The sequence below is a fragment of the Lentzea sp. NPDC003310 genome, from assembly GCF_040610935.1.
Classification (GTDB): Bacteria; Actinomycetota; Actinomycetes; order Mycobacteriales; family Pseudonocardiaceae; genus Lentzea.
The window spans coordinates 345,594-359,312 of the sequence record NZ_JBEXNC010000011.1 but is presented as its reverse complement, the minus strand read 5'-3'; the positions used below and the strand labels follow the sequence as shown (position 1 = coordinate 359,312).

The window sequence follows — 13,719 nt, the reverse complement described above, 5'->3', positions numbered from 1 at the left end:
CCGCTCTTGGTGCGGCTCGTGATGGGACCCCACCGCCGAGGCGCCCAAACTACGAAACAGGCAGCCGCTCTACGCAACAGGCGTGCCATCTACCCACGGGCAGCGCTGGCCCCCTGATCAGATTGCCGGGGTCTGGGGCAGAGCCCCAGGGGAAGCACGCAACGCAAGGTCGCCGCACGCAGCAGGGGAACGGAACAAGTGCCGCGCCAACTCAAACCCCAGGCGCAACCCCAGAACTCCCCCGAACCACCAACTCCGGCAACACGTCCTCCACATCCGAAGGCAACGCCCCACCGATCACCGCCACCAACGCCCGAGCCGCCCGAGCCCCGAACGCGAACGTGTCCCGAGACAGGGCAGTCAACCTCCCGTGCTGGCACAAAACCGAGTCGTCCCAAGCAACAATCGACAACTCGGCAGGCACCCCCACCCCCAACGAGGCAGCAACCTCAGCCCCAGCCACCGCCATCACATCGTTGTCGTAAACGATGGCCGTAGGCGGAGACTCCGACGCAAGCAAAGCACGAGTGGCCAACGCCCCAGCCTCAGCCGTGTAGTCCCCAGGCACCACCACCCCGTCCACAACGGACGAAGCAAAAGCGGCATCCCGCCGAACCGTGTGCAACAGAGAGGACAACCCGGCGACCCGGGCAATCCGCCGATGCCCCAACGACTTCAGGTACTCCACCACGGAAGTCATCGCCGCGTAGTCATCAGCCCACACCGAGGCCAGCGACCCGTGATGCCCGGCCCCGCCGACGACGACGGCCGGCAACCCGAGCGACGACATGAGGGCAACCCGAGGATCCGACACCAGCAGGTCGACGAGGAAGACCCCGTCGACCCGGTGCTCGGCCCACCACCGCTGGTAGAGCGCGATCTCCTCCTCCCGAGACCCCACCACCTGCAACAACAAGGCGCACGACATCTCGGACTGCATCCCGGCGATCAACTGGAAGAAGAACGCCTCGTCCCCCAGCGCCCGCGGCGGCCGCACCAGCACCAGCCCGACCGCGTCAGCAGAGGCGGAGGACAGCGCCCGAGCGGTGACCGACGGCCGGTACCCCAAGCCCGAAGCAACCTCCAGCACGCGGGCACGAGTCGACTCCGACACGCCGGACCGGCCGTTCAACGCCAGCGACACGGCTCCCTTGGACACGCCGGCCGCCGCCGCGATGTCCTTGATCGTCGGCCTCTTCACACGCACGCACCCTGTCCGGAACGAGACAACAAGACGTTCGGAGGCTAGCCGGAGATAAACCGGTTTAGCTAGGGTCCGCGAGCAAGGAGGTGGGTGTCAATGAAGAGGCGCACGTTCCTCGCGGGCCTGGCGGCGGTGCCCGTGGCGGGATGCGGACTGTCCGGCACGTCCAACACCGGTTCATCAGCATCGGGGCAGGTCACGGGCGAGATCACGTTCCAGACCTGGTCCCTCAAGCCCAAGTACACCGACTACGTCAACGGTGTCGTCGACGCTTTTCAGAAGCAGCACTCGGGCACCGCGGTGAAGTGGGTCGACCAGCCCGCGGACGGGTACCTGGCCAAGGTCATGGCGGACGCGAGCGCCGGGAGCCTGCCCGACGTCATCAACGTCCCGCCGGACCTGAGCTTCCCGCTCGCCAAGGCGGGCCAGCTCGTCGACCTCGACGAGAGCCTGAAGGACGCCAGGCCCGAGTACCTCGAGAACGCCTGGCAGGCGTTCGAGATCCCCGGCAAGGGCGGCTGCTACGGCTTCCCCTGGTACCTCAACACCGGCCCGCTCTTCTACAACAAGGCCCTGTTCACGCAGGCCGGCCTCGATCCGAACAAGCCACCGAAGGACTTCGAGGAACTCGAGGCCACGGCCCTCAAGCTCGCCGAGAAGAAGATCGCGATCCTCGGCCAGACGCCCAGCATCGCCGACTTCGGCCTGTACGGGGTGACCCTCTTCAAGGACGACAAGTTCACGTTCAACGAGCCCAAGGGCGTCGAGTTCGTCGAGACCTACAAGCGGATGTACGACGCGGGCGCGCTCATCCCCGAGGCGCTCACGCAGAACTACACCGGCGCCGGCGCGAAGTTCATGGCGCAACAGACCGCCATGAACCCCGGCAGCGCCTACGACCTCGGCAAGTTCAAGACCGACGCGCCCAGTCTCTACGCGAACGTCGGCATCAGCACGCCCATCACGAACACGGGCAGCGCCAACATGTTCCTGCACGGCGTGAGCGTGCCGAAGAGCAGCAAGAACCAGGCGACCGCGCTCGCGTTCGGCCGGTTCCTCACCAACGCCGAGAACCAGGTGAAGTTCGCCAAGCTCGCGTCGATCTTCCCGAGCACCAGCAAGGGCGGCGACGACCCGTACTTCACGACGGAGGACGGGAGCGACGAGGCACGCGTGCGGGTCGCGGCGGCCAAGCAGCTCAAGACGGCGGTGAACTACACGCCCGTGCAGTTCAGCGACCAGATGCGGGAGGCCCTCCTGCAGCAACTGGCGGACGCCATGCTCGGCAAGAAGTCGCCGAAGCAGGCACTGGACGACGCGGTCAACGAGTGCAACCGGCTCCTCAAGTAGGCCGAGGATGACTCATCGCCCGTACACACCGTGGCTGTTCCTGGCGCCGGGGCTGGCCGTCTGCGGCCTGTTCGTCATCTTCCCGTTCCTGAACATGATCGTGCTCGCGTTCACGGACGCGAGCGCGCTCGGCGGCGGGCAGTTCACCGGTGCGGACAACTTCGTGCGGATGGTCCAGGACCCCAAGTTCTGGGCCGCCGCGCGCAACAGCCTGCTCTACATGGTGGGCGTCGTCCCGCCGCTGGTGCTGTTGCCGCTGCTGATCGCGATGCTCGCGCAGAAGATCGTGCCGGGCATCGGGATCTTCCGGACGGCGTTCTTCACGCCGGTGATCGCGTCCACGGTCGTGGTCGGGCTCATCTGGACGTGGCTGCTCGACAGCCGCGGCCTGGTGAACAACGTGGTGGAGGCGTTGGGCGGCACCAGGATCGGGTTCCTGACCGACTCGACGCTCCTGCTGGTCAGCTCGATGGTGGTGACGGTCTGGCGCGGCCTGGGCTACTACATGGTGATCTACCTGGCCGCGCTCGCCAACGTGCCGAAGGACCTGCACGAGGCCGCGATGGTCGACGGCGCGGGACCGGTCAGGAGGTTCTGGTCGGTCACCGTGCCGAGCCTGCGGCCGACGATGGTGCTGGTCGCGGCGTTGAGTGCGGTCAACGGGTTCCGCGTGTTCTCCGAGATCTACCTGCTCTCCGGCGGCACGGGCGGGCCTGGCGGGGCGAGCACCACGCTGGTGATGCTCATCCAGTCCGTTGGCCGCGGCCTCACCGGTGAGGTCGGGTACGCGTCGGCGCTCAGCGTGGTCCTCTTCGTCATCCTGCTGGGCCTGCTGCTGGTCACCCTCAAGCTCAACCGCCGGGAGGACCAGCTGTGACCCGCGCGCACCTCTACCTCGGCCTGCGCTACCTCGGGCTGCTCGCCATCCTCGCGATCAGCATCGGGCCGTTCCTCTGGCAGTTCGCGACGAGCATCAAGGGGCCGGGCGAGGACGTCTTCGTCCCCGACTTCATCCCGGACGACCCGACGTTCGCCAACTACGCGGCCGTCGCCGACGTGGTGCCGGTCTGGTCGTTCGCGCTCAACTCCCTCGGGGTCGCGAGCGTCAACGTCGTCACGAACTGCCTGGGCGCGGCCATGGCCGGCTACGCGTTGGCACGGTTGGAGTTCCGCGGCCGCCGGTTCGCCGCGGTGATCTTCGCGAGCAGCATCCTGGTGCCGTTCGAGGCGATCATGATCTCGCTGTTCCTGGTGATGCGCGGGCTCGGGCTCACCAACACGCTCACCGCGGTCGTGCTGCCCGGCGCGATCGCCGCGCTCAACGTCCTGTTGCTGCGCAACGCCTTCCTCGCACTCCCCGCCGAGGTCGAGGAAGCCGCGGTCATCGACGGCGCCAACGCGTGGCAGCGCTTCACCCGCCTCGCGCTGCCGTCGGTGAAAGGCACGCTGGTCGTGGTGGCGCTGTTCTCGTTCATGTTCAGCTGGGACGACTTCCTCTGGCCGCTCATCGTGCTGAGCGACCAGGAGAAGTACACGCTCACCATCGGTCTCGCGTACCTCCAGGGCACGTTCGTGCAGAACCAGCGGTTGGTCGCGGCGGGCACGATCATCGCCGTCGTACCGCTGATCCTGCTGTTCCTGTTGCTGCAGAAGCACTTCTTCCGCGGAGTGGGAGAAGGCGCGATCAAGGGATGACACCCCGAGGAGCTCAACCTTGCGTTTCGGCGTGAACTACACCCCTTCCCACGGCTGGTTCCACCACTGGCTCGACTTCTCCCTCGACGACGTCAAGCGCGACCTCGAGTCCATCGCGGGTCTCGGCCTCGACCACGTGCGGGTGTTCCCGTTGTGGCCGGTCTTCCAGCCCAACAGAGGGCTCGTCCGCCCGAGAGCCGTCGAGCAGCTCGGTCAGGTGCTCGACGCCGCCCGCGACACCGGCCTCGACGTGCAGGTCGACGTGCTGCAGGGGCACCTGTCGAGCTTCGACTTCTACCCGTCGTGGGTGCAGACCTGGCACCGCCGCAACATCTTCACCGACCCCGACGTCATCGACGGGCAGCGCTTCTACGTCCGCACGCTGGCCGAGGCGCTCAAGGACAAGCCGAACTTCCTCGGCTTCACCCTGGGCAACGAGGTCAACCTGCTCACCGAGTCGAACCCGTGCTCCCCGGTGCAGGCGGGCGAGTGGATCGACGCGCTGCTCGACGAGTGCGAGAAGGCCGCACCGGGCCTGCCGCACGTGCACTCCGAGTACGACGCCGTCTGGTACGAGAGCGAACACGCGTTCCTGCCGGAGCACGCGGCCACCAAGGGCGCGATGACGACCGTGCACTCGTGGGTCTTCAACGGCACCGCGCAGCGCTACGGCCCGCTCTCCCCCGAGAGCGTCCACCACGCCGAGTACCTCGTGGAGCTCTCCAAGGCCCACGCGAAGGACCCGGACCGGCCCGTGTGGCTGCAGGAGGTCGGCGCCGCCCAGCCGGAGATCAGCGCCGAGCAGGCGCCGCGGTTCGCCGAGCAAACGCTTGCGAACGTGCTGACCTGCTCGAACCTGTGGGGCGTCACGTGGTGGTGCTCGCACGACGTCGACCGTGCGTTGGTGGACTTCCCCGAACGCGAGTACGAGTTGGGGTTGTTGACGACGGAACGCGAGGTCAAGCCGCTCGGCGAGGCGATCGCCCGGATCGTGCGCGACGCAGTGCACGAGCCGGTCGCGCGCACGCCGATCACGCTGCACGGCGACCGGCCCTCGTGGGGGCCGGGCGGTGCTTTCTTCGAAGAGTGGATGGGCCTCGCGCGGGACGGCGTGCGGGCTTCGATCGAGCTGGGGTGATCACGTGCACGACGAACGCGCGCTGCTGGAAGAACGACTCGACCGCACGCTGAAGGAACGCATCCGCCCGGCCGTCTACGGCGAGACGGCGCCGCTGGAGCTCGCCGTCTGGACCGTGCCGGACGAGCCCGTCCCGGTCGCCGAGGCCCTCGCCGCCACCTACGCGCCGGCGAGCGTCGGCGACGCCTGGGGCGCGCCGTGGAGCACGAGCTGGTTCCGCCTGACCGGCACCGTCCCGAAGGCCTGGGAGGGCAGGCAGGTCGAGGTCGTGCTGGACCTCGGCTTCACCCACCCCGGCCCCGGTTTCCAGTCCGAAGGCCTCGCGTACACGGCGTCCGGCGTGCCCATCAAGGGCATCGAGCCGCGCAACACCTACCTGCCGGTCGACGGCTCCGAGGTCCTGTTCTACCTCGAGGCCGCGGGCAACCCGACCATCCTCGACTTCCACCCGTTCCTGCCGACCGCGCTGGGCGACAAGGAGACGGCGGGCACCGACCCGTTGTACAAGATCCTCAAGGCCGAGCTCGCGGTGTTCCAGCCCCAGGTCTGGCACCTGATGCTCGACATCGAGGTGCTGCAGTCGCTGATGAAGGAGCTGCAGGACTACGACCCGCGCCGGCACAAGATCCTGCACGCGCTCGACCGGGCCATGGACGCGCTGGACCTCAACGAGGTCGCGGCCACCGCCGACCTGGCCCGCGAGGAACTGGCGGGCGTGCTCGTCCTGCCCGCCAACGCCTCCGCGCACAAGGTGTCCGCGATCGGCCACGCGCACATCGACTCCGCCTGGCTGTGGCCGCTGCGCGAGACGGTCCGCAAGTGCGCGCGCACGTTCTCCAACGTCACCAAGCTGATGGACGAGTACCCGGACTTCTACTTCGCGTGCTCGCAGGCCCAGCAGTACGAGTGGATGCGCGAGCACCACCCGCACGTCTGGGACCGGGTCCGCGATAAGGTCCGGAGTGGACAGTTCGTGCCGGTCGGCGGCATGTGGGTCGAGTCGGACACCAACATGCCCGGCGGCGAGGCGATGGCCCGCCAGCTCGTGCACGGCAAGCGCTTCTTCCTCGAGCACTTCGGCGTCGAGACCGAGGAGGTGTGGCTGCCGGACTCGTTCGGCTACAGCGCGGCACTCCCCCAGCTGATCAAGCTGTCCGGCTCGCGCTGGTTCCTCACCCAGAAGCTGTCCTGGAACCAGATCAACAAGTTCCCGCACCACACGTTCTGGTGGGAGGGCATCGACGGCACGCGGGTCTTCACACACTTCCCGCCGGTCGACACCTACAACTCGTCGCTGTCCGGCGAGGAGCTGGCGCGGGCGTCGAGGCAGTTCGCCGAGCACGCCAAGGCCTCGCGGTCGCTGGTCCCGTTCGGCTACGGCGACGGCGGTGGCGGCCCCACCCGCGAGATGATGGAGACCGCGCACCGCGTCGCGAACCTCGAGGGCTCGCCGACGGTCAAGGTCGAACCGCCGCGCGAGTTCTTCCAGGCCGCGCAGGACGAGTACCCGGACGCACCGGTGTGGGCGGGCGAGCTGTACCTGGAGAAGCACCGCGCCACCTACACCACGCAGGCCAAGACCAAGCAGGGCAACCGCCGCAGCGAACACCTGCTGCGCGAGGCCGAGCACTGGGCGACGGCCGCGGCGCTCCAAGGCCACGACTACCCGTACGACGAGCTCGACCGGCTGTGGAAGACCGTGCTGCTGCACCAGTTCCACGACATCCTGCCGGGCAGCTCGATCGCCTGGGTGCACCGCGAGGCCGAGGCGACCTATGCGCGCGTGGCGTCCGAACTGAAGGCCCTGAGCGCGTCCGCGATCGACGCGCTGAAGGGCGACGGCGACGACGAGCTCACGTTCGACGTGCTCGGCGGCGACGCGCCCAGGCCGTTCGTGGCACCGGCGGACGGCGTGCTGGACAACGGCAGGCTGCGCGTCACGATCGACGCCGACGGCATCGTGCTCTCGATCCTCGACCTCGAGGAGGACCGCGAGGTGCTGCCGCCGCACGGGTTCGCGGGCATGCCGCAGCTGCACCGCGACAACCCGAACCAGTGGGACGCCTGGGACATCGACCCGTTCTACCGCAACTGGAAGGCCGACCTGACCCCGTCCGAACGGATCGACGGCACCGACGGCGTGGTCGTGCGGGCGAAGTTCGGCAAGTCCATCCTCACCCAGACCATCCGCCTGCGCGAGGGCGCCAAGCAGGTCGACTTCGACACCGAGGTCGACTGGCAGGAACGGGAGAAGCTGCTCAAGATCGCGTTCCCGCTCGACCTGCGCGCCGAGGTCTCCACCGCCGAGACCCAGTTCGGCCACCTGCACCGCCCGATCCACACGAACACCTCGTGGGAGGCCGCGAAGTTCGAGATCTGCGCCCACCGCTTCCTGCACGTCGGCGAGCCCGGCTACGGCGTCGCGGTGGTCAACGACTCGACCTATGGCCACGAGGTCACCCGCACCACCCGTGAGGACGGCGGCACCACCACGACCGTGCGCCTGTCCCTGCTACGCGCACCCCGCTTCCCCGACCCCGAGACCGACCAGGGCGAGCACCGCTTCCGCTACGCCCTCGTGGTCGGGGACCTGCCGGCGGCCATCGACGCCGGCTACCGCATCAACCTGCCGCCGCAGCACGTCCGGGGTTCGCACGCGCCGGAACCACTGGTGCGCACGGACAACCCGGCGGTGAGGGTCGAGGCCGTGAAGCTGGCCGACGACCGGTCGGGCGACGTGATCGTCCGGCTCTACGAGGCGCACGGCGGCCGTGCCCGCGCCTCGATCAGCACCTCCTTCGCCCACACGGCGATCCAGGAGACCGACCTGCTCGAACGGCCCCTGGCCGACGCGACGGCCGAGGTGGTGCTGCGCCCGTTCCAAGTGATCACCCTGCGGATTACGAGGTAGCGCATGAAGAAGCTGTTCCTGGCCCTGCTGCTGGTGGCGCTCGCCGCGCCACCGGCCCAGGCGGCCACCCAGAAGCGAACAGTCGTCTACTACCAGACCCAGTACAGCAACGGCGCGACCGGAACGTACGTCTCGCCCAAGCCCCTGCTCGACCGCGGCACCGGCGTCACCGACGTCCTCGTCGCGGCCATCCACCTCAACGACAACAGGATCGTCCACCTCAACGACCACCCGCCGTCGCACTCCCGGTACACGCAGATGTGGCAGGACCTCGCCGCGATGCAGGCCCGCGGCGTCAACGTGATCGGCATGGTCGGCGGTGCGGCCCAGGGCTCGTTCGCGAGGCTGGACACGCAGTTCGACACCTACTACCCGTTGCTGCGCGACACGATCCGGACCTACAAGCTCAACGGCGTCGATCTCGACGTCGAGGAGCGGATGTCGATCGCGGGCATCCGGCGGGTGATCGACCGGCTCAAGACGGACTTCGGCGCGAACTTCATCGTCACGCTGTCGCCGGTCGCGAGCGCGTTGTGGGGCGGCGGCAACCTGTCCGGCTTCAACTACGAGGACCTGTACCGCAGCCACGGTTCGAAGATCGCGTGGTTCAACGGCCAGTTCTACAACGGCTGGGGCAACGCGGGCAGCACCTCGAACTACGACCAGATCATCAACCGCCGGGTGATCCCGGCGAACAAGGTCGTGCTCGGCACCCTCACCAGCACGGCCAACGGCGGGTCGGGCTACGTGAGCATGACGACCCTGAAGAACACCGTGACCAGCCTGAAGACCAAGTACGCGAACTTCGGCGGCGTGGCGGGCTGGGAGTACTTCAACTCGCTGTCCGGTGGCACCGCGGAGCCGTGGCGGTGGGCGGGCGAGGTCACGGCCTGGCAGAAGTAGGCCGAACAGAGCAATTCGCGCCGGGCGGGGCAACAAAGACCCCGCCCGGCGCGATTAAAGGGCCGGGGAAGCCCCGGCCATCGGAGGCTCGGGGTTCTGGGGTTCTAGGGGGAACTTTCGCATGCCTTCCGCAAGATCGCTGGCGGTCGCGGCCGCCGTGCTGCTGGGGGTGCTGGTGCCCGGGGTGGCACAGGCGGCACCACCGTCCAACGACGACTTCGACGCCGCCACGGTCGTCGCCGCGTTGCCGTACTCCGTCGCGCAGGACACGACGGAGTCGACCAAGGCGAGCGACGACCCGTACGGCTGCCGCGGCTACTCGATCCAGGGTTCTGCCTGGTTCCGCTACACCGCGACCGAGGACGGACTGCTGCGGCTCAAGACCGAGGGCAGCGACCGCGACCTGAACGTGTCGACGTTCACGGGTGAGCGCGGCGACCTGAAGCAGGTCTGGAACGCGTACTACGACGGCTGCACGACCGACCGGGCCACGCCGCTCACGTTCCCCGCGAAGGCCGGCACGACCTACCACTTCATGGTGAGCGGCGGTCAGGCGAAGCTCGCGCTGGACCGGATCTCCCACCTGCCCAACGACGACCTCGCGAACGCGGAGCAGGTCTCGGCGCTGCCGTTCAGCGCGGCGCAGCCGGACTACACCCGTGCCTCCCGCGAGGCGGGTGAGCCGAGCACGAACGTGTGCTCCGGTTCTAGTGCGCCGTCCGTCTGGTACGCCTACACGCCGACGCGGGACCACTCGGTGCTCCTGCACGTCGAGGGGTGGGGCTCCGGTCCGACCGCGTCCGTCTACGAGGGCACCTCGATCAGCGACCTGACGTTCGTCGGCTGCGAGGGCCCGCAGCACTACAGCGGCAAGTCGGTCGCGGTCACGGCCGGCAAGACCTACTACTTCCAGTGGTCCGGCGGCGGTTACTACAGCTACCCGTCCACATTGGAACTGAGCGAGAGCGAGCCGTTCCGGACGAGCGTCTACACCGGCTACTCACACGAGCGGTCGATGTTCGAGACCATCGGGTTCTCCCTCGACCACACGAACGACTACAACGACCCCGTCACGACCGAGTGGGACTTCGGGGACGGCACGACCGCTCCGCCGAGCACCGACGACCACCAGTCGCACCGCTACGCCGCGGACGGCGTCTACACGGTGACCGTGCGCTCGAAGGCCGGTGACGGTCGCACGGCGACAAGCACGACGACGGTCACGGTGAAGACGCACGACGTCGGCATCTCCAAGTTCACCGTGCCGACGAGCGCGCGGGCCGGTGAGCAGAAGCAGCTCGCCGTCCAGGTGTCGAACACCCGCTACCTGGAGAAGGTGAAGACCACCGTCTACCGCGACAACGGCAACGGCCAGGGCTGGCAGGAGGTCGGGACGCTCACGATCGACGTGCCCGCGCACCCGACCCGCAAGGTGAAGTTCCCCTTCGCCTACACGTTCACCCCGCAGGACGCGGTGACCGGCAAGGTCTCGTTCCGCGCGGTCGTCGAGCCGCAGCTCGACTACCCGGTGCGCGACGCGATCCCCTCCGACAACGAGGTCATCACGATCGCCACGACCGTCAAGCCGGCGCTGACGACCGCCGCCGCCGTCGCGAACTGATCCGGGGGAGATCATGAGACTGTCCAAGAGAGTTCTCGCGTCCGCGTTCGCCGCGGCTGTGCTCGCCACGTGTGCGCCGGCGGTGGCGCTGGCCGCCGCGGCGGGCGACGACTTCGACACCGCGGTCGAGGTGTCCGCGGTGCCGTTCCAGCAGACGATCGACACCACGGGCGCCACCAAGGCGACCGACGACCCCAACGCCTGCAACCACTGGGGCGAGAGCTCGGTGTGGCTGCGCTACACCGCCCCCGCCGACGGCATCGTGCGGCTGAAGACGGAGTCCACGCGCTTCGGGCCGTTCTTCGGCGTGTTCACGGGCGACCGCGGCGCGCTCGCGCCGGTACCGGGTGCCTGCGACTCCAACAGCCCGCACGACGACACGTTCCGCGTCCAGGCGGGCGTGACCTACCACGTCATGGTCGTCGAGTACTACTCGTGGTACGCCGGGCCGGTCACCGTGTCCCTCACGCCCGTCGCCCCCGCACCGAACGACGACCGCGCGGCCGCGGAGCCGGTGGAGCTCACCGAGCGGTACGAGGGTGATCTGCGGCGTGCGTCGGCGGAGCCGGGCGAGCCGGTGGCGAGCTGCGATCCCGTTGCGACGCAGTCGGTCTGGTACCGGTACACGCCGACCGAGGCGAAGTTCGTGCGGGTGCTGTCCGACCGGACGGCGGTGAGCGTGTACCGCGCCTCCGATCTGTCCGAAGTGGACTGCGAGTGGTCCGGCGAGGGCAACTACCAGCACAACGTGTTCTCGGCGACGCCCGGTGAGTCGTACCTGATCCGGGTGGCGGACTCGGTGGGGAGCGCGGGGCCGTTCTTCGTGGAGCTCGGCGAGGCCGAGCCGCTGCGCCCGTTCGTCAACGCGTACCCCAACAACCCCACGGTCTTCACCGACGTGACGATCGCGCCCTACACCGGCGACCAGCGGCCGTTCGTCAGCGGCACGGTGCAGTTCGGTGACGGCGGCTCCGCGCAGATCGTGCCCGGCGAGACGATCAGGCACCGGTACGCGGCCGACGGCGACTACACGATCACGGTGACCGGCGCGACCAAGGACGGCCGTACCGGCACCGGTTCGGACACGCTGAAGGTCGACACGCACGACGTGTCGGTGACCGGGTTCTCCGTGCCGGCGTCGGCACGGGCGGGCCAGACCAAGTCGTTCAAGGCCACCGTCGCCAACACCCGGCACGACGAGAACGTCCGCGTGACGCTCTACAAGGTCGGCGGCGCCCCCGGCGGGTACGACCTGGAGATCGGCCGCGGCACGCAGTGGGTGCCGGCGTCCGCGTCGGGCCGCACCGACTTCCCGTTCGCCTACACGTACTCGGCCGAGGACGCGGCGAAGGGCTCGGTGGAGTTCCGGGTGGAGGCGACGATGCCCGACCGCGGCTGGGGCTCGGACGCGAGGCCCGAGGACAACCAGGCGCGCGCGACGACGACCAGCGTGCGCAAGGCGGCCGGGACGAACGCCCTGACCAACTAGGCCCTGTCCGGCAAGTCCCGTCGGGCGGCAGTGGCGGGTGAGGGCCCCGGAGACGGCACCGCCGCGACGCCCGGATACGCCCGGTATGAGGGCGCCGCGGCGGCACCGCCTCCGGGTCTCTCGCCCGCGCCTGCCACCGGACGAACTTGCAGGACAGGACCTAGTCGAAGCGGAAGGTGGCTGTCTCGAGGTTGTCGAGCATCCACTCCCTCCGCACGAGCGGTGCGCCGGTCTCCCTGCGCAGCAACGGGAGCCGGCGCACCATCTCCTCCAGCAGCACGCGCTGCTCCAGCCGGGCGAGGCCCGCGCCGAGGCAGTGGTGCGGGCCGTGCCCGAACGTCATGATCCGCGTCTTGCGGCGGATGTCGAACGTGTCCGGGTCGGCGTAGCGCGACGGGTCCCGGTTGGCCGCGCTGAGCCACCCGGTGACCCACTGGCCCGCCGCGATCGACTGCCCGCCGATCTCCACGTCGCGCAGCACCAGCCGGCGCGGCCCGGGGAACACCGGGTACCAGCGCATGGTCTCCTCGACGGCACCCGGGATGAGCGACGGGTCGGCGCGCAGCTCGTCCCAGCAGCCGAACTCCGTCAGGAACAGCACCGCGTTCGGGATGCTCGCGTAGACCGTGTCGACGCCGGCGCCGAGCAGCATCGCGCAGTACCCGACCAGGTCCCAGTCCGACAGGGGCCGCCCGTCCACGAGGTAGCCGCGGTCCTGGGCGGCGAGCAGCTCGGCGATCAGGCCGCCCTTCGGTTCGGTCCGCTGGCGGTCGAGCTCGTCGGCGAAGAACTGGGCCATCTCGGACTGCGACGGCAGCGTGTTCGTCGTGACCGACGCCTTGTACCACTCCTCCAGCCACGCGGTCATGAGCGCCTCGGCGCTGAGGTCCAGGCCGAGCAGGTGGCAGATCACCCTCGTCGGCAACGGCCGGCCGATGCGCGCGACGACGTCGAACCCGGCCGGGTCGAGGTCGTCGACCAGCTCGGTCGCGATCGCGCGGATCCGCTCCTCGAGCCGGGTCAGGACGCGCGGGCTGAACGGGTCGGCGACGGCGGCCCTCAGGTCGCGGTGGCGTTGCCCGTCCGCGGCCCACATGCCGCTGAGCATGGCGTTGGCGAGCGGGCGCGTCTCGTCGGTCAGGCCGTAGCCCGCGGAGAAGGTCTCCTCGTCGGTCAGCACCCGCTGCACGTCGGCGAGGCCGAACACGTGCCAGGTGCCGAGCTGCTCGTCGAAGTGCACCTCGGTGGTGGGATCGAAGAACTTCGCAGGTCGCGCGGGTAAGTGGGCGACAGTCATGCCTCCGATCGTGGCCCCTTACCCCGGCCTCGGGGATCCGCTGATCCGGCTACCTGAGTGCGACGTAAGGGGTCCTGCGGCGCGACCTTAGGTGATCGTCCGATGTAGGAG

The 13,719-nt window shown here is 69.0% G+C and carries 10 protein-coding genes; 8 read left to right on the top strand and 2 right to left on the bottom strand.

The genetic code is table 11. The features are described from left to right. Positions 1 to 211 precede the first annotated feature (211 nt). Complete coding sequence (locus tag ABZX02_RS24815; protein ID WP_355301048.1) at positions 212 to 1,201, bottom strand: LacI family DNA-binding transcriptional regulator; 990 nt, start codon at positions 1,199 to 1,201, stop codon at positions 212 to 214. Between the two features lie 99 nt (positions 1,202 to 1,300). Here ABZX02_RS24815 and ABZX02_RS24810 point away from each other — a divergent pair, with 99 nt between their 5' ends. The 8 genes from ABZX02_RS24810 (at position 1,301) to ABZX02_RS24775 (ending at position 12,311) form a co-directional block, all read left to right on the top strand. Beyond that, complete coding sequence (locus ABZX02_RS24810) at positions 1,301 to 2,554, top strand: sugar ABC transporter substrate-binding protein (protein WP_355301046.1); 1,254 nt, start codon at positions 1,301 to 1,303, stop codon at positions 2,552 to 2,554. A 7-nt stretch (positions 2,555 to 2,561) separates the two neighbouring features. Further along, positions 2,562 to 3,431, top strand: a complete 870-nt coding sequence (locus ABZX02_RS24805; protein ID WP_355301044.1) for a sugar ABC transporter permease — start codon at positions 2,562 to 2,564, stop codon at positions 3,429 to 3,431. Continuing rightward, the gene (locus ABZX02_RS24800; RefSeq protein WP_355301042.1) at positions 3,428 to 4,249 is read left to right on the top strand and encodes a carbohydrate ABC transporter permease; all 822 of its coding nucleotides are present in this window, start codon (positions 3,428 to 3,430) and stop codon (positions 4,247 to 4,249) included. Before ABZX02_RS24805 ends, ABZX02_RS24800 begins: the two co-directional genes overlap by 4 nt. 31 nt (positions 4,250 to 4,280) lie before the next feature. Continuing rightward, entirely contained in the window at positions 4,281 to 5,387 is a 1,107-nt protein-coding gene (locus ABZX02_RS24795; RefSeq protein ID WP_355301040.1) for a glycosyl hydrolase, read from the top strand. 4 nt (positions 5,388 to 5,391) lie between these two features. After that, positions 5,392 to 8,298: a glycoside hydrolase family 38 C-terminal domain-containing protein gene (locus ABZX02_RS24790; RefSeq protein WP_355301038.1), complete on the top strand. Its 2,907-nt coding sequence runs from the start codon at positions 5,392 to 5,394 to the stop codon at positions 8,296 to 8,298. A 3-nt stretch (positions 8,299 to 8,301) separates the two neighbouring features. Further along, positions 8,302 to 9,201, top strand: a complete 900-nt coding sequence (locus ABZX02_RS24785) for a glycosyl hydrolase family 18 protein (RefSeq protein ID WP_355301036.1) — start codon at positions 8,302 to 8,304, stop codon at positions 9,199 to 9,201. Positions 9,202 to 9,322: 121 nt separating this feature from the next. Then, a complete protein-coding gene (locus ABZX02_RS24780) occupies positions 9,323 to 10,822 on the top strand; it encodes a PKD domain-containing protein (RefSeq protein ID WP_355301034.1) in 1,500 nt (499 codons plus the stop codon). A gap of 13 nt (positions 10,823 to 10,835) precedes the next feature. Then, positions 10,836 to 12,311, top strand: a complete 1,476-nt coding sequence (locus ABZX02_RS24775; RefSeq protein WP_355301033.1) for a hypothetical protein — start codon at positions 10,836 to 10,838, stop codon at positions 12,309 to 12,311. Between the two features lie 160 nt (positions 12,312 to 12,471). Here ABZX02_RS24775 and ABZX02_RS24770 read toward each other — a convergent pair whose 3' ends face one another. Further along, positions 12,472 to 13,608, bottom strand: coding sequence for a cytochrome P450 (locus ABZX02_RS24770; RefSeq protein ID WP_355301031.1), 1,137 nt, complete (start codon positions 13,606 to 13,608; stop codon positions 12,472 to 12,474). Positions 13,609 to 13,719 lie beyond the last annotated feature (111 nt).